The following is a 15782-nucleotide window of genomic DNA, read 5'->3' as shown; positions in this document are numbered from 1 at the left end:
CTGAACACCATGACTGAGTTGTCCATTGATCTGCTGGCAGAGCCTCTGTGGCCGCTGCTGAACAAGTTCTACCGCAGCCACGACTCGTCGATGAAGGCTCTTAAAGGTGGGCGTTTATGGGTGGCGCGCGATGGTGAAATTGTCGCCGGGCTGTGCCTGTCGCCGGTGGTAGGCGGGCAATGGCTGACCGGAGTGTTTGTGGCTCCGGCGTATCGCCGCCAAGGGTTGGCGGCGCGCTTGATTCTTCAGGCAATAGCTGATGTGCAAGGCACGGTATGGCTGCTGTGCCATCCAGACCTGGAAAGCCTGTATCAGCGCATTGGATTCACCCAGGATACGATCCTGCCCCAATCCCTCAGCGAACGGCTGGTGCGTTACAAGCGCAACAAACCGATGATCGCCATGGGCTTAGAACCGTTGGTGAGGTCGACCTCAGATAATGTGTGATCGGCCGGTAAAGCGCCCATGCTAGCCTCGGCAGCACAGTGGCCTTTACCAGGATGATCATGAAACCGACGCTTGCAGCCCTCGCCCTCACCGCCCTCCTCGCCCCGGCCTTGAGCCAGGCAGCCGACGCCCCCATCAGTGCCCAGCAATACGCCAGCGTGCTCGCCGGCAGTTGGCGCGACCCAGCAAACAGCGCCCGCGATGGGTATCGGCATCCACAGCAGACCTTGGAATTCTTTGGCCTGGGCGCCAAACAGAGCGTGATCGAAATCACCCCCGGCGGCGGCTGGTACAGCGAGGTACTGGCGCCGTTGCTCAAGGACCAAGGGCACTACATCGCTGCGGTGCAGGCCGCGAGCAGCAGCGCTTACGCGCGTACGTCCGAAGAAAACCTCAAGAAAAAATTTGCCGCCGACCCTACGCGTTATGCCAAGGCTGAGGTGATCGAGTTCGACCCCAAGGCACCGGTATTCGGCAAACCGGCCTCGGTCGATACGGTGCTGACATTCCGCAATGTGCACAACTGGGTGCTGGCTGATACCGACAGGGCCACTTTCAACGCGTTCTACAAGGTGCTTAAACCCGGTGGCGTGCTAGGTGTTGTGGATCACCGCGCCAAAGACGGAGCGTCGCTGGAAGACATCAAGCACAGCGGCTATCTGACCACAGCGTATGTGGTGAAACTGGGCACCGACGCGGGCTTCAAACTGGAGGGGCAAAGCGAGGTGAATGCCAACCCTAAAGACACCAAAGACTACCCGGAGGGCGTGTGGACATTGCCGCCGGCATTGAAGCTGGGAGAGCAGGACAAGGCCAAGTATGTGGCGATTGGCGAATCGGATCGGATGACGTTGAAGTTCGTGAAGCCGACCCGATAACCCGATGTGAAGCGCGATTCAAATATGGGAGGCGCTTCGCCTCCCACATTTTTTCAGTGTGTCTGGGGGTTACTCGTCAGCCGTTGGGTCCATGTCGGGGAACATCACTTCGATAAACCCGAACTTGCTGAAGTCGGTGATTCGCGACGGATACAACCGGCCAATCAGGTGATCGCACTCGTGCTGCACCACCCGCGCATGAAAGCCGTCGGCAGTGCGGACGATCGGCTCACCCTTGGGGTCGAAACCTTCGTAGCGGATCTGCTGGTAACGGTCCACTGCGCCGCGCAGACCGGGTACCGACAGGCAACCTTCGTAGCCCTCTTCCAGCACTGGGCTGAGCGGCGTGATCAACGGATTGATCAGGATAGTCTGCGGCACCGGCGGCGCGTCCGGGTAGCGCTCGCTGGCTTCAAATCCAAAGATCACCAGTTGCAGGTCGACTCCAATCTGCGGCGCCGCCAGACCTACACCGCCGACGTGCTCCATGGTCTGGAACATGTCGTCGATCAATTGCCACAGCTCGGGGCTGTCGAACATCTCCGGCGGAACCGGTGGCGCGATACGCAGCAGGCGCTCATCGCCCATTTTCAGGATTTCACGAATCATTGATCAGGCTCAACGGGGGTGGGCTTGGAGTGGTCACGGCCTAGGCCTGAGACGTGCTGTTTTTCATCGGTGTGGCCGGGTTCATCGAACTCTTTTTCACCGGGATCTTTACCCTCGGCCGACATGTGTTCGATCACGGCATTCATCTCCGCGCCGAGCAGCAGCACGGCAGCGGAAATATAGAAGTACAAAAGCAGGACGATGATCGCACCGATACTGCCATACATGGCGTTGTAATCGGCGAAGGTTTTGACGTAGTAGCCAAACCCCAGGGAGGCCACGATCCACACCACCACTGCGAGCACCGAGCCTGGGGTGATAAAGCGGAATTTCTGCTCGACGTCAGGCATCACGTAGTACATCAACGCCACGGCAAACATCAGCAAAATCACGATCAGCGGCCAACGCAGGATGGTCCACAAGGTGACCACGAACTCCTGCATGCCGATCTGCCCCGCCACCCATTCCATCACTTGGGGGCCGAGCACCATCAACGCCGCAGCGGCCAGCAGCATGCCGGCGATACCAATGGTGTAGAAAATCGACAGCGGAAAACGCTTCCAAATCGGCCGCCCTTCCACCACGTCGTAGGCTGCGTTCATGGCGCTCATCATCAACCGTACACCAGCCGACGCGGTCCACAGCGCAATCACGATACCCACCGACAGCAGGCCACCCTTGGACTGCTGCAACTGGTCGATCACCGGGTTGACCTGCTCCAAAGCCTGGGGCGGCAACACCAGTTCCGACTGCAGGCGCAGCCAGGTAAAGAAGTCTGGCAGGTGCAGGAAACCGATCAGGGCAATCAGGAACAGCAGGAAGGGAAACAGCGAGAACAGCATCTGGTAGGCCAGTGCAGACGCGTAGGTGGACATCTCGTCGTCGACGAATTCCTTGACGGTGCGTACCAGCACCTTGTGCAGCTTGAGACCATCGAGAACCGGAAAGATCATAGCGTCTCCTTTCGCCGCAAAGAGGGTGAGATCGTGGGCGACTCAGGGGCCGTTTTCTACATCAAAGTAGCCCATATGGCGACTTTGAAACAATTTCGAAAGTTTAGTTGCAATAAGGGATACAAAAACGGCCATCCGTGGATGGCCGCCGGGCTGTACGAATACAGCCAGTGATACAGACTTACTTGGTCGCTTTTTTGACCGCATCTTTGGTATCGCCGACTGCTTTCTGCACTTCGCCTTTCTTTTCCTGAATCACACCTTCAGCTTGAAGCTTGTCGTTGCCGGTCACTTTGCCGACGCCTTGCTTGATGTTGCCGATCGCTTCGTTTGCCAAGCCTTTTGCCTTGTCCGATGTGCTGCTCATGGTATTTCTCCGAAAGAACAATCAAGGGTTTTGGTGATTACACAAAGATTGACCAGAGGCCGTTCGGCAGAGTTTCAATTATTTTCAGCGGGCATTTCGTCCAAAACGGCAGGTTTGGCTTTATGTTTGGCGGCCAACCCACGAGAATGCGCGGCACATTCAGGCTATAACGCTGAATAACAGATCCCGTAGGAAGGTTATGAAACTCAATAAAGCACAGGCCATCGCCCGTAGAAACCAGGAACTGGGCGGTGCCGTACTCGGCGTCAACAACTGCCATTTCACCGACCTGGACCGCAAGCGCAATATCTGGTGGTTCGACCTGCCGCTGGGCCGTATTGCGGTGGGCCATTACGAGTGGATTCACTTGTTGATGCACAACGCCGAGACGGACCAGTTGCTGCACCTGAAGGTGCCAACGGCGTTCCTGCGCGAGCATATCGAAGGTCTGGTGGTGCGCAATTCGGGCAAGCGCAAGCCCGAGATTACGTTGGAATTGAGCGCGGACAAGGATTCGTTCCTTAAAGACGTACGCCCAGCCGGCGCTAACGTGAGCTTCGCGCATTTCGCCCTGTAAGCACCGGATTTAAAGGTGGAAGGCGCGGTGCGACGATATGACTTGCTCTCGATAGCAGAGTGTCAGTCACTGACTCTGGTGACTGATCCCTCCCTATCGGAGGCAAGTCGAATCGTGGTACCGCCCATCCCACATTGGATTGCATTCCAATCCAGTCATAAAAAAACCCGCATCGGCGGGTTTTTTATCGGCTTACTTTTTCAGGCCCAGCTTCTTCAACTCTTCATCACGCAATTCACGACGCAGGATCTTACCCACGTTGGTGGTCGGCAATGCGTCGCGGAACTCGACAGCCTTGGGCACCTTGTAGGCGGTGACGTTGGCGCGCATATGCTCCATCACCTGATCCTTGGTGAGGGTGGCGCCCGGCTTGACCACGATGAAAAGCTTGATGATCTCCCCCGATTTCTCATCCGGCACGCCGATGGCCGCGCATTGCAGCACGCCCGGCAGCCCTGCCAGTACGTCTTCCAGCTCATTGGGGTACACGTTGAAACCTGAGACCAGGATCATGTCCTTCTTGCGGTCGACAATACGCATGTAGCCGTCCGGCTGGATGATCGCGATGTCGCCGGTCTTCAGCCAGCCTTCGCTGTCGAGCATCTCGTCGGTGGCGTCCTGGCGCTGCCAATAGCCCTTCATCACCTGCGGGCCCTTGACGCACAGCTCGCCAGTTTCGCCCAGCGCCAGCTCGGTGCCGTCATCGGCAATGACTTTGCACACCGTGGACGGCACCGGAATGCCGATGGTGCCGATCTGGATGTGCTGGATCGGGTTCACAGTGGCTACCGGGCTGGTTTCCGTCATGCCGTAACCTTCGCAGATGCCACACCCGGTCACGGCCTTCCAACGCTCGGCGGCCGCCAGTTGCAGGGCCATGCCGCCCGACAGGGTGACCTTGAGTGCAGAGAAGTCCAGCTTGCGGAAGCCTTCGTTATTGCACAGCGCCACGAACAAGGTGTTGAGACCGACAAAGCCGCTGAACTTCCACTTCGACAGTTCCTTGACCATTGCCGGCAAGTCACGCGGATTGCTGATCAGGATGTTGTGGTTGCCGATCAGCATCATCGCCATGCAATGAAAGGTGAACGCATAGATGTGGTACAGCGGCAGCGGCGTGATCAGGATCTCGCAGCCTTCATTGAGGTTGGAGCCCATCAGCGCCTTGCACTGCAACATATTGGCAACGAGGTTGCGATGGGTGAGCATCGCGCCCTTCGCTACGCCGGTGGTGCCGCCGGTGTATTGCAACACGGCCACGTCACTGCTCGCCGGGTTGACGTCGTTGACTGGTTGGCCGTTGCCCTTGGCGAGTACGTCGTTGAACTTGATCGCCTGTGGCAAGTGGTAGGCCGGGACCATTTTCTTAACGTACTTGATGACGCTGTTGATCAGCAGGCGCTTGAGCGGCGGCAACAGGTCGGCGACTTCGGTGACGATCACATGCTTGACGGCGGTCTTGGGCACGACCTTTTCCGCCAAGTGGGCCATGTTGGCCAGGCAGACCAGGGCCTTGGCACCGGAGTCGTTGAATTGGTGTTCCATTTCCCGCGCGGTGTACAGCGGGTTGGTGTTGACCACGATCAGGCCGGCACGGATGGCGCCGAATACCGCGACCGGGTATTGCAGGACGTTGGGCAGTTGCACGGCGATGCGATCGCCGGGTTTCAAGTCGGTATGTTGTTGCAGGTACGCGGCGAAGGCGCCGGACAATTCGTACAGTTCACCGTAGGTGATTGTCTTGCCCAGGTTGCTGAAAGCCGGTTTGTTAGCGAAGCGCTGGCAGGACTGTTTCAGTACCGCCTGAATATTTGGATACTCGTCTGGATTGATTTCTGCAGCAATCCCGGCGGGGTACTTATCCTTCCAAAAGTCTTCGTTCATGGAAGCCCACTCCTCAGCGACGCGAATTCATCATCGCATTTGATGCGATTATTATTGGTGTATGTTTTTTTAGGTGAATCTGGCGCTTTCAAGCAGGCCTAGACGTCACAAAGCGCGCCGAGAGTAGCAGCTTTGCCAAGGGCCGACTAGAGCCAAAAGCGGGCCTTACAGTCATAAACTCGACTGTAGGACAATATTTAGTCACAATTATTTTGGCGCTCGAATTACCCACTGAAAGGCTCTGGAATGGGGCCTTCAGAACAATCAAAACCAAATGAGGGAGGGGGCTTGCTTCCGATTGCCGTGGTTCAGTCAATACATTCAGTGACTGATACACCGCTATCGGGAGCAAGCCCCCTCCCTCATTTGATTGCATTTCAATTCATGGTCAGGCGATGTCGCGTAGCTCCCTGCGCAGAATCTTGCCCACTGGCGTCATCGGCAACGAGTCTCGTAACACAATCTGCTTGGGCACCTTGTACCCCGTGAAGTTGGCCTTGCAGTAGGTCTTCAACTCCTCAAGGCTCACGCCTTCGGCACGCGCCACCACAAACAACTTAACCGCCTCCCCCGTGCGCTCGTCCGGCACGCCGATCACCGCGCAGTTGGCCACGGCCGGGTGCGCCATCACCACGTCTTCGATCTCGTTGGGGTACACGTTGAAACCCGAGACGATGATCAGGTCTTTCTTGCGATCGACAATGCGTACAAAGCCATCCTCATCGATCACCGCGATGTCGCCGGTCTTGAGCCAACCCTCAGCGTCCAGGCTCTCGGCCGTGGCGGCCGGTTGCTGCCAGTAGCCCTTCATCACCTGCGGGCCCTTGATGCACAGCTCGCCGCGTTCGCCCAGAGGCAACTCCACGCCTTCGTCATCAATCACCTTCATCGCGGTAGCCGGCACGGGAATGCCCACGGTACCGAGGCGCGATTTGTTGCCGTAGGGGTTGGTGCACGCCACCGGTGAGGTTTCTGTCAGGCCGTAGCCCTCGCCAATCGTACAGCCGGTGACTTGCTGCCAGCGTTCGGCCGTGGCCTTGATCAGTGCCGTACCACCGGAGTTGGTGAGTTTGAGGTGGGAGAAATCCAGGGTCTTGAATTCCGGATGGTCCATCAACGCCACAAACAGCGTGTTAAGCCCCAGCAGCCCGGTAAAGCGCCACTTTTTCAGCTCCTTGATAAACCCGCCGATGTCCCGCGGGTTGGTGATCAGTACGTTGTGGTTACCCGTGACCATCATGCACATGCAGTTCGCGGTGAAGGCATAGATGTGGTAAAGCGGCAGCGGCGCGATCATCACCTCCTGCCCTTCCTTGATCAAAGGATGGCCGTCGTCGCCGACCTGAGACATGCACGCACGCGCCTGCTGCATGTTTGCCACCAGGTTGCCATGGGTGAGCATCGCGCCCTTGGCCAGGCCGGTCGTGCCGCCGGTGTATTGCAGCACGGCGATGTCATCCAGGGTCACGGGGTGACGGGTCACCGCCAGGCCCGAGCCCATGCGCAGGGCACGCTTGAATGACACCGCGCGCGGCAGGCTATAGGCCGGGACCATCTTCTTGACCTTGTCGACCACGGTATTGACCAGCCAGCCTTTGGCGGCGGGCAGGAAGTCGCCCATCTTGGCTTCGATCAGGTAGTCGATCTCGGTGTCGTTGCACACTTCCTGTACCCGCGAACCAAACAGGTTCAGGTAGACCAGCGCACGCACGCCGGCGTCCTTGAACTGGTGGCGCATCTCGCGCGGGGTGTACAGCGGGTTGGTGTTGACCACGATCAGCCCCGCGCGCAAGGCGCCGAACACGGCAATCGGATAATGCAGCACGTTGGGCATCTGCACTGCGATGCGCTCGCCGGGCTTGAGGTCGGTGTGCTGTTGCAGGTAACCGGCGAACGCCGCACTCTGGCGCTCAAGCTCGGCGTAGGTCAGGGTGATGCCCATGTTGCTGAATGCCGGACGGTCGGCAAAGGCCTTGCACGAGCGCTCGAAGACTTCGATCACCGACTTGTAGGCCGTGAGGTCGATATCGTTGGGAACGCCCGCCGCGCGTTTGTCATTCCAGAAACCAGGTTGCATTATTCTTGTCCCCTTACCTGAGTATGTCCGGCCGCTTATAACAAGCGGAGCTTTGGGGACGTTAGCAGCTATGACCAAACAGGCAAATACGCTAAATCGTGTCATTGATTGTATGAATCTTGCCGCTGATGCGTAGGCAGATACCCCGCCCCTCGGCAGATCAGCTATACACTGCAACGACCCATAGCAAAGGAAGCGCCATGAACCACAGCACCTTCTGGCTGACCGCGAATGACCGCAGCCGCCTGTACGTCAATCAATGGATGCCCGACGGCCCGGTTCACGCCGTAGTCATGCTGTCCCACGGCATGGCCGAGCACAGCGGGCGTTATGGACGCTTGGCCGAAGCGTTATGCAGCGCAGGCTATGGCGTGTATGCACCGGACCAGCGTGGCCATGGACGTACCGCCGACGAAGGTACGCTGGGGTTGTACGCCGAGAAGGATGGCTGGAACAAAGTGGTAGGCGACCTGGCAAGCCTCAATCAACACATCGGCCAGCAGCAACCAGGGCTGCCGATCATCCTGCTGGGCCACAGCATGGGCAGCTACATCGCCCAAGCCTACCTGCTGCACCACAGCGCCAGCCTGCACGGGGCAATTCTCAGTGGCTCGAATTTCCAACCGGTAGCGCTGTACCGCGCAGCGCGGGTGATCGCTCGGGCCGAACGTCTGCGCCAGGGTGTACGGGGGCGAAGTGCGCTGATCGAGTTCCTGTCGTTCGGCTCGTTCAACAAGGCCTTCAAGCCCAACCGCACGGCGTTCGACTGGCTCAGCCGTGACCCGGATGAAGTGGACAAATACATCAGCGATCCACTCTGCGGCTTCCGGTGTACCAACCAGCTGTGGATCGACCTGCTTGGCGGCTTGCAGCAAATCAGCAAAGCGTCCAATCTCGCCCAGATTGATCCGGGCCTGCCGATCCTCGTGATGGGCGGCGAATGTGATCCGGTGAGTGAGGGCAAGCGTCTCAAAAACCTGGCCCACGCCCTGCGTGAGGCCGGCTGCCAGCATCTGCAATTGAATGTGTACCCGCAGGCGCGTCACGAAGTGTTCAACGAAACCAACCGCGACGCCGTCACCGCGGATGTGCTGACGTGGCTCGACCAGGCCCTGACCTTGCGCAGGCCAGCCCGCTGCGAATAACTTTTCTTTTAAAATCAGCCGTTTAAAATCGGCCGATACTTACCGTTTAGCCACAGGATGCACCTTTAGATGACTCAGGTAACCAACACCCCGTACGAAGCCCTTGAAGTCGGCCAGACCGCCAGCTACAGCAAGACCGTCGAAGAGCGCGACATCCAGTTGTTCGCCGCCATGTCCGGCGACCACAACCCGGTGCACCTGGATGCCGAATACGCCAAGGCGACCATGTTCAAGGAGCGTATCGCCCACGGTATGTTCAGCGGCGCCTTGATCAGCGCGGCCGTTGCCTGCGAGCTGCCTGGGCCGGGCACTATCTATATCGGCCAGCAGATGACCTTCCAGAAGCCGGTCAAAATCGGCGATACCCTGACCGTGCGTCTGGAAATCCTCGAGAAGCTGCCGAAGTTTCGCGTACGTATCGCCACTCGCGTGTTCAATCAGCGTGACGAGTTGGTAGTGGATGGCGAGGCGGAAATCCTCGCGCCACGCAAACAGCAGGTCGTGACCTTGACCGAGCTTCCGCCGATCAGCATCGGCTGAGTCTGGTTTCAAGGCCAACGCCATACAAATGTGGGAGGGGGCTTGCTCCCGATTGCGGTGTGTCAGTCATTGAAATATCGACTGATCCACCGCTATCGGGGGCAAGCCCCCTCCCACAGTTGTTACACAGCAGGGCTTACGACTGAGCGCGAGCCTGGTTACGCAGGGCTTTCACCTGGTCGTGGTTGCGCTGTACGCCGTGATACTGACGCTCAACCAAGTCACGAATGCCCAGCAGGTTGTGCTTGTTGATCTTCTCGATCGCTTCTTTATAAGCCTTGAGTGCGTGGTCTTCGCCGCGCTCGGCTTCGTTCAGCACAGCCTCTTCATCTTTACCGGTAACCATCGACTTTACGTCGACCCAGCCACGGTGCAGGGCGCCGGCCACACTACCCGAATCTTCCGGATCACCACCCAGGGCACGCACGGCGGTTTTCAGCTCGGCGGCGGCGGTTGCACAGTCAGCGGAACGCTTGGCAAACAGCGCCTTGAGTTCTGGGTGTTTGATGTCTTCGGCGCATTCTTTGAAACCTTTCTGGCCGTCGATGCTGGTCTCGATCAGGTCATTGAGTACGGAGATCGATTCTTTATTGATGTCAGTCATTTTTCAATTCCTTAGGCAGGTTACGAAGGGTTGTCTTAATGATTGCAGCGCTCGTGCCAGGTTTTGAAAAACAACTTTTATGTTTAATTTCAACAACTTAAAAATATTTGAACGATCTGTATGTACGTTATTTGCATGATCTGTCATTTGGCCTTCATGCAGAATGCCTGTATTTTCGAACGTCTCGACTCACGCCATTGAATCCCCCATGAACCCCGAAAAACTCGAACTGCTGATCACCCGCGAAATGCCCTTCGGCAAATACAAGGGCCGGATCATCGCCGACCTGCCGGGTCCTTACCTGAACTGGTTTGCCCGCGAAGGCTTTCCCCACGGCGAGCTGGGCGGTTTGCTGGCCTTGATGCAGGAAATCGACCACAACGGCTTGTCGGAACTGCTCGAACCCTTGCGCACTAAACACGGCAAGCCCGCCCCGCGCCATTAATCAGGAACTGCGCCATGCAAGGGAATGCAAACAACGAACGTCACTGGCACGCCATCGCTCAGCGGTATGACCTGGAACCGGGTCCGATCAATCTTGAAAACGGCTACTTCGGGCGCATGAGCCGCGCAGTACAGGCGCAGTATCTGGACCATGTGGCGTTTATCAACCGCAGCAATTCGCTGCACGTGCGCCAGCGCTTTGAACAGGGCGAGAACGTCGAGATCCGCCGCCAATTGGCCGAATTAATCGATGTAGATCCTGAGTCGGTGGCCTTTACCCGCAATGCCACCGAAGCGTTGCAGTCGCTGATCCGCAACTACAACCGTCTGCAACCGGGCGACCAGGTGTTGATCAGTGATTTGGAGTACGACACCGTCAAGGGCGCCATGCGTTGGCTGGCCGGGGTTCGCGGTGTAGAGGTGATCGAGCTTTCCCACACGCACCCGGCCAGTTTCGACAGTCTGTTGCAGACCTATCGCAGTGCCTTCGCTGAGTACCCGCGTTTAAAGCTGATGGCGCTGACTCACGTCACCCACCGCACCGGCCTGGTGATGCCCGTCGCAGCCATCGCCAAGGCGGCGCGTGAACATGACGTCGACGTGATCCTCGATGGCGCCCATGCCCTGGGCCAGATCGACTTCAACCTCGCCGAGCTGGGTATCCAGTTCGCCGGCTTCAACCTGCATAAATGGATCGGTGCACCGCTGACCCTGGGCTTTCTGTATATCGCTCCGGAACGCCTGGCAGACATCGATCCGGACATGGGCGAATTCCACTACCCCATCACGGATGTTCGCGCACGCACGTCTTACAGCACGCCGAACTTTCCGGCGCTGATGACACTGCCATTGGTATTTGAAGAACATCGGGCATTGGGTGGCGCAGCAGCCAAAGGTGCTCGGGTGAATTACCTGCGCAATTTATGGGTAAGTCAGGTGCGACCACTGAAAGGCATTGAGGTCCTGACCTCGGATGATCCACGGCTGTATTGCGGGATTACCGCGTTCAAATTCGTCGGCCGCGATCAGCAGGGCATGGTCGATCGGTTACTCAAAGAGTACGACCTGTTTGCCACCACGCGAACCGGAGCAGCGTTTGGCACGTGTATTCGAGTGACGCCAGGGTTGGTGACCTCCGCGCAGGACATTCATGCGCTGATCAACGCTATTACCGAGTTGAGCGCCGAATAAGCGCTTTTCTACAGGCAAAAAAAAGCGGTACACCGACCAAGTGCACCGCAAAAATGCCGTTAAGCACAGCAACAACGATTCGGTAAATCAGATCAATCCAGCAGCGCCAGCGCCTCGGCGGTGACTTCCTGGATACGGGCCCAGTCGCCGTTCTTGATCCACTCAGGGTCAAGCATCCAGCTACCGCCTACGCACATCACGTTTTTCAACGCCATGTAGCTCTTGATGTTGGCCGGGCCAACGCCGCCGGTCGGGCAGAATTTCACTTCGCCGAACGGGCCGCCCAGAGCCTTGATCGCCGCCACGCCGCCGCTGACTTCGGCCGGGAACAGCTTGAAGCGGCGGTAGCCCAGGCCATAGCCTTCCATGATGCCGGAGGCGTTGCTGATGCCTGGCAGCAAAGGAATCGGGCTGTGCACCGAGGCTTCCAGCAGGTCGCGGGTAATCCCGGGGGTGACGATAAATTGCGAGCCAGCCACTTCGGCCGCTTCGAGCATGTGACGGTCGAGCACGGTGCCGGCACCAGTGCACAGTTCCGGACGCTGCTCGCGCAGTACCTGAATGGCCTTGAGGCCGAACTCGGAACGCAGGGTCACTTCCAATGCGGTCAAACCACCGGCTGCCAGGGCATCGGCCAGCGGCAGGATGTCCTGTTCGCGGGCGATGGTAATCACCGGCAGGATCCGCGCCTTGGCGCAGAGGCTGTCGATCAAGGCAACTTTATCCGCCATGGACACGGTCGGTTGGGGGCTTTTCATAGCGGCTGATCCTTGGCTCATGGGCACCAGTAAATCTCTAAAGTAGGTTGCAAAAACGCGCGAATCGGCATGGCAGCAACGTCGTCACTGGCCAGGGCGGCGCTCAAGGTGGTCAATTTCGAACTGCCGGAAATCGACAGCACGGTGTAGTTGGCCGTGGCCAGCAACGCGCGACTCATGGTCAGGCGCTGGTGCGGCACGGTCGGCGCCAGCATCGGCCAGCAACGGCGGGTACCGTCGGCCTGCAACGCTTCGGCGAGGTTCGGACTGTTGGGAAACAGCGATGCGGTGTGACCGTCATCGCCCATGCCCAGTACCAGCACATCAATGGCTGGCAACTCGGCCAGCAGGCGATCGGCCTGCTCGGCAGCGTCTTCTAGATTGGCGGCGGCGCTGTACAGACTCAAAAACTTGGCCTTGGCGGCCGGGCCTTGCAACAGATGCTGTTTCAACAAGCCAGCATTGCTGTCGGCATGTTCCACCGGCACCCAGCGCTCGTCGGCCAGGGTAATCGTGACCTTGGACCAGTCCAGGCCTTGCTTGGCCAAGTTCTGGAAAAACGCCACAGGGCTGCGGCCACCGGACACAACCAGGGTCGCTTCGCCACGGGCACTGATGGCCGTGCGCAGTTGCTCTGCCACGTCATTGGCCAGGCCGTCCGCCAGTTGCACTGGCGTGCGGTACTCATGGGCAGTTACGCCACGAGGCAGTTTCAATTCAGATATCGCCATACCAAGACCTCCCATCCCGCGTGATCAGTGCAATGGAGCTCATCGGCCCCCAGGACCCCGCCGCATACGGCTTGGGCGCATCACCGGATTTTTTCCACCCGGCGATCAACTGGTCACACCACTTCCACGCGGCTTCGATTTCATCTTTACGGACAAACAGGTTCTGATTGCCGCGCATCACTTCCAACAGCAAACGCTCGTAGGCATCGGGGATGCGCGCGCTGCGATAGGTGTCGGAAAAATTCAGTTGCAGAGGCCCGCTACGCAGTTGCATGCCCTTGTCCAGGCCCTGCTCCTTGGTCATCACACGCAGGGAAATCCCTTCGTCCGGCTGCAAGCGGATGATCAGTTTGTTGCTGATCTGCAAGCGCTGCTCGGGGGCGAAGATGTAGTGAGACGGTTCCTTGAAATGGATGACGATCTGCGACAGCTTCTGCGGCATGCGCTTGCCGGTGCGCAGATAGAACGGCACCCCGGCCCAACGCCAGTTACGAATATCGGCCCGCAGTGCGACGAACGTTTCGGTGTCGCTCTGGGTGTTGGAATTCTCTTCTTCCAGGTAACCCGGCACCGCTTTACCGGCGCTGTAGCCGGCGATGTACTGGCCACGTACAACCTGAGTGGTCAGGCCATCCGGACTGATCGGCGCCAGGGCCTTGAGCACCTTGACCTTCTCGTCACGGATGCTGTCGGCCGACAAATCGGCCGGCGGGTCCATGGCGATCAGACAAAGCAGTTGCAACAGGTGGTTCTGAATCATGTCCCGCAACTGGCCTGCCTTATCGAAGTAGCCCCAACGGCCTTCGATACCGACTTGCTCGGCCACGGTGATTTCCACGTGGGAGATGTAGTTCTGGTTCCACTGGGTTTCGAACAGGCTGTTGGCGAAACGCAGGGCGATCAGGTTCTGGACGGTCTCTTTGCCCAGGTAGTGGTCGATACGGTAGGTGCGGTTTTCCGGGAAAAACTGCGCCACGGCATCGTTGACCTTGCGCGAGGACTCCAGGTCCGAACCGATGGGTTTTTCCAACACCACGCGGGTGTTTTCCGCCAGGCCGACCTTGGATAGGTTCTCGCAGATCGCGCCGTACACCGCGGCCGGGGTGGCGAAATAAGCGATCAGGCGTTGCTCGGTACCCGCCAGTTCAGCCAGGGCCACGTAGTCGTCGGCCTTCATGAAGTCGACGTGGACATAAGTCAGGCGCGCCAGGAAACGCTGGGCGATGCTTTCGTCCAGTTCGTTGCCGACATATTTACGCAGTTCTTTTTCGATATGAGCCAGGTGCTGCTGCTCGGAACCGGCTTCACGGGCCAGGGCCAGGATGCGCGTGTCGTCGTGCAGCAGCCCAGCGCCATCAAGTTGATAGAGGGCAGGAAATAACTTGCGCAGCGCCAGATCACCCAAGGCGCCAAACAGGGCAAAGGTGCAGGGTTCTACGGTTATCGAAGGCATGATGTTTGTTCTTTTATCAAGTTAAGCTACAAATACCTTTTTTCAAGGCATCACTCAAGGAAAAATGTAGTAATAACCACAACATTTTCCCGAAATACGCATTCCGAGTGGTGGTGTTCAGCTACCCTCAGTAGGATAGGCCACCGCGAAAAGCCACTCGTCGATTGGCTGCCGCCCTTTATTTGCATCGTCGCCCGAAGGAAAGACTGAATGGACCGCGTGCGAAATCTTCTGGAACAGATCCGGAACCGCCTCGAAGAATTGAACAAGGCTGAGAAAAAAGTCGCCGAGGTCATCCTGCTCAACCCGCAGCAGGCGACCCGCTTCTCTATTGCCGCCCTTGCCCAGGCCGCTTCGGTCAGTGAACCGACGGTCAACCGTTTCTGCCGTTCGTTCGGCGTCAGCGGTTACCCTGAACTCAAATTGCAGTTGGCGCAAAGCCTGGCCAGTGGCGCAGCTTATGTCAGCCGTGCCGTGGAGGCCGATGATAACCCCGAGGCCTACACCCAGAAGATCTTTGGCAGCGCCATTGCGTCCCTGGACAGCGCCTGCCAGGCCTTGGACCCGAACCTGATCAGCAAGGCCGTGGACTTGTTGATCCAGGCGCGGCAGATCCACTTCTTCGGCCTGGGCGCGTCTGCGCCGGTGGCCATGGATGCGCTGCACAAGTTCTTCCGCTTCAACCTGTCGGTGACCGCCCACGCCGACGTGCTGATGCAACGCATGATCGCCTCAGTGGCGCACACCGGCGAGCTGTTCGTGATTATTTCCTACACCGGGCGTACCCGCGAGTTGGTGGAAGTAGCGCGTATCGCACGGGAAAACGGCGCATCGGTGCTGGGCGTGACTGCCGAGAATTCACCGCTGGCAAAGGCCAGTACCGTGAGCCTGAACATTCCGCTGCCGGAAGACACCGACATCTATATGCCGATGACCTCGCGGATCATTCAGCTGACGGTGCTGGATGTGCTGGCCACCGGCATGACGTTGCGCCGTGGCGTGGATTTCCAGCCGCATCTGCGCAAGATCAAAGAGAGTTTGAATGACAGCCGGTATCCGGTTGGGGATGAGTTCAACTAAGCCAGTCTGTGTGTTGGCTTCACTGGCCTCATCGGGGGCAAGCC

At 58.3% G+C, this 15782-nt stretch carries 17 protein-coding genes; 8 read left to right on the top strand and 9 right to left on the bottom strand.

The window, feature by feature from the left end:
• Positions 1-9: 9 nt before the first annotated feature.
• A complete protein-coding gene (locus BW43_RS02950) occupies positions 10-447 on the top strand; it encodes a GNAT family N-acetyltransferase (protein ID WP_032891021.1) in 438 nt (145 codons plus the stop codon).
• Positions 448-506: 59 nt separating this feature from the next.
• Positions 507-1325, top strand: coding sequence for a class I SAM-dependent methyltransferase (locus BW43_RS02955; protein ID WP_032891020.1), 819 nt, complete (start codon positions 507-509; stop codon positions 1323-1325).
• A 69-nt stretch (positions 1326-1394) separates the two neighbouring features.
• On the opposite strand, the gene def is transcribed toward BW43_RS02955, so the two are convergent.
• The 3 genes from def to BW43_RS02970 all read right to left on the bottom strand — a co-directional run bounded on the left by def (position 1395) and on the right by BW43_RS02970 (position 3254).
• Entirely contained in the window at positions 1395-1934 is a 540-nt protein-coding gene (def, locus tag BW43_RS02960) for a peptide deformylase (RefSeq protein WP_032891019.1), read from the bottom strand.
• Positions 1931-2887, bottom strand: a complete 957-nt coding sequence (locus tag BW43_RS02965) for a YihY/virulence factor BrkB family protein (protein ID WP_032891018.1) — start codon at positions 2885-2887, stop codon at positions 1931-1933. The genes def and BW43_RS02965 overlap by 4 nt, the downstream gene beginning before the upstream one ends.
• 181 nt (positions 2888-3068) lie before the next feature.
• A complete protein-coding gene (locus tag BW43_RS02970; protein WP_032891017.1) occupies positions 3069-3254 on the bottom strand; it encodes a CsbD family protein in 186 nt (61 codons plus the stop codon).
• 199 nt (positions 3255-3453) lie between these two features.
• Between BW43_RS02970 and BW43_RS02975 the strand changes: the two genes are divergently transcribed.
• A complete protein-coding gene (locus tag BW43_RS02975; RefSeq protein ID WP_032891015.1) occupies positions 3454-3831 on the top strand; it encodes a hypothetical protein in 378 nt (125 codons plus the stop codon).
• A gap of 192 nt (positions 3832-4023) precedes the next feature.
• Here BW43_RS02975 and fadD1 read toward each other — a convergent pair whose 3' ends face one another.
• Together fadD1 and fadD2 are read right to left on the bottom strand one after the other, a co-directional pair.
• Positions 4024-5715, bottom strand: coding sequence for a long-chain-fatty-acid--CoA ligase FadD1 (gene fadD1 / locus BW43_RS02980; RefSeq protein WP_032891014.1), 1692 nt, complete (start codon positions 5713-5715; stop codon positions 4024-4026).
• Between the two features lie 388 nt (positions 5716-6103).
• Positions 6104-7792 carry a long-chain-fatty-acid--CoA ligase FadD2 gene (gene fadD2, locus BW43_RS02985; RefSeq protein ID WP_032891013.1) on the bottom strand — a complete coding sequence of 563 codons (1689 nt, stop codon included), beginning with the start codon at positions 7790-7792 and terminating at the stop codon, positions 6104-6106.
• A gap of 200 nt (positions 7793-7992) precedes the next feature.
• On the opposite strand from fadD2, the gene BW43_RS02990 reads away from it, so the two are divergent.
• Together BW43_RS02990 and BW43_RS02995 are read left to right on the top strand one after the other, a co-directional pair.
• Positions 7993-8937: an alpha/beta hydrolase gene (locus tag BW43_RS02990; protein WP_032891012.1), complete on the top strand. Its 945-nt coding sequence runs from the start codon at positions 7993-7995 to the stop codon at positions 8935-8937.
• A 69-nt stretch (positions 8938-9006) separates the two neighbouring features.
• The gene (locus BW43_RS02995) at positions 9007-9477 is read left to right on the top strand and encodes a MaoC family dehydratase (RefSeq protein ID WP_024077080.1); all 471 of its coding nucleotides are present in this window, start codon (positions 9007-9009) and stop codon (positions 9475-9477) included.
• 136 nt (positions 9478-9613) lie between these two features.
• Here BW43_RS02995 and BW43_RS03000 read toward each other — a convergent pair whose 3' ends face one another.
• Entirely contained in the window at positions 9614-10081 is a 468-nt protein-coding gene (locus BW43_RS03000; protein WP_032891010.1) for a PA2169 family four-helix-bundle protein, read from the bottom strand.
• 208 nt (positions 10082-10289) lie between these two features.
• Here BW43_RS03000 and BW43_RS03005 point away from each other — a divergent pair, with 208 nt between their 5' ends.
• Both BW43_RS03005 and BW43_RS03010 read left to right on the top strand, forming a co-directional pair.
• Positions 10290-10526, top strand: a complete 237-nt coding sequence (locus BW43_RS03005) for a DUF3820 family protein (RefSeq protein ID WP_032891009.1) — start codon at positions 10290-10292, stop codon at positions 10524-10526.
• 14 nt (positions 10527-10540) lie between these two features.
• Positions 10541-11716 (top strand): aminotransferase class V-fold PLP-dependent enzyme, encoded by a 1176-nt coding sequence (locus BW43_RS03010; protein ID WP_032891008.1) that lies wholly within the window; start codon positions 10541-10543, stop codon positions 11714-11716.
• A 92-nt stretch (positions 11717-11808) separates the two neighbouring features.
• Here the strand turns inward: BW43_RS03010 and BW43_RS03015 are convergent, their stop codons facing one another.
• From BW43_RS03015 to zwf, 3 genes are read right to left on the bottom strand one after another with little or no spacing between them, the layout of a single operon-like run.
• On the bottom strand, positions 11809-12474 hold the full coding sequence (locus BW43_RS03015) for a bifunctional 4-hydroxy-2-oxoglutarate aldolase/2-dehydro-3-deoxy-phosphogluconate aldolase (protein WP_017735662.1): 666 nt from the start codon (positions 12472-12474) through the stop codon (positions 11809-11811).
• A gap of 17 nt (positions 12475-12491) precedes the next feature.
• Positions 12492-13205, bottom strand: a complete 714-nt coding sequence (gene pgl / locus BW43_RS03020; protein ID WP_032891007.1) for a 6-phosphogluconolactonase — start codon at positions 13203-13205, stop codon at positions 12492-12494.
• On the bottom strand, positions 13192-14658 hold the full coding sequence (zwf, locus tag BW43_RS03025) for a glucose-6-phosphate dehydrogenase (protein WP_032891006.1): 1467 nt from the start codon (positions 14656-14658) through the stop codon (positions 13192-13194). The genes pgl and zwf overlap by 14 nt, the downstream gene beginning before the upstream one ends.
• Positions 14659-14877: 219 nt before the next feature.
• Here zwf and BW43_RS03030 point away from each other — a divergent pair, with 219 nt between their 5' ends.
• Entirely contained in the window at positions 14878-15738 is an 861-nt protein-coding gene (locus tag BW43_RS03030) for a MurR/RpiR family transcriptional regulator (RefSeq protein WP_169851198.1), read from the top strand.
• Positions 15739-15782 lie beyond the last annotated feature (44 nt).

Origin of the sequence: Pseudomonas sp. RIT357, assembly GCF_000632245.1 — a bacterium.
Classification (GTDB): domain Bacteria; phylum Pseudomonadota; class Gammaproteobacteria; order Pseudomonadales; family Pseudomonadaceae; genus Aquipseudomonas; species Aquipseudomonas sivasensis.
This window is presented reverse-complemented; position numbering and strand designations above follow the sequence as displayed.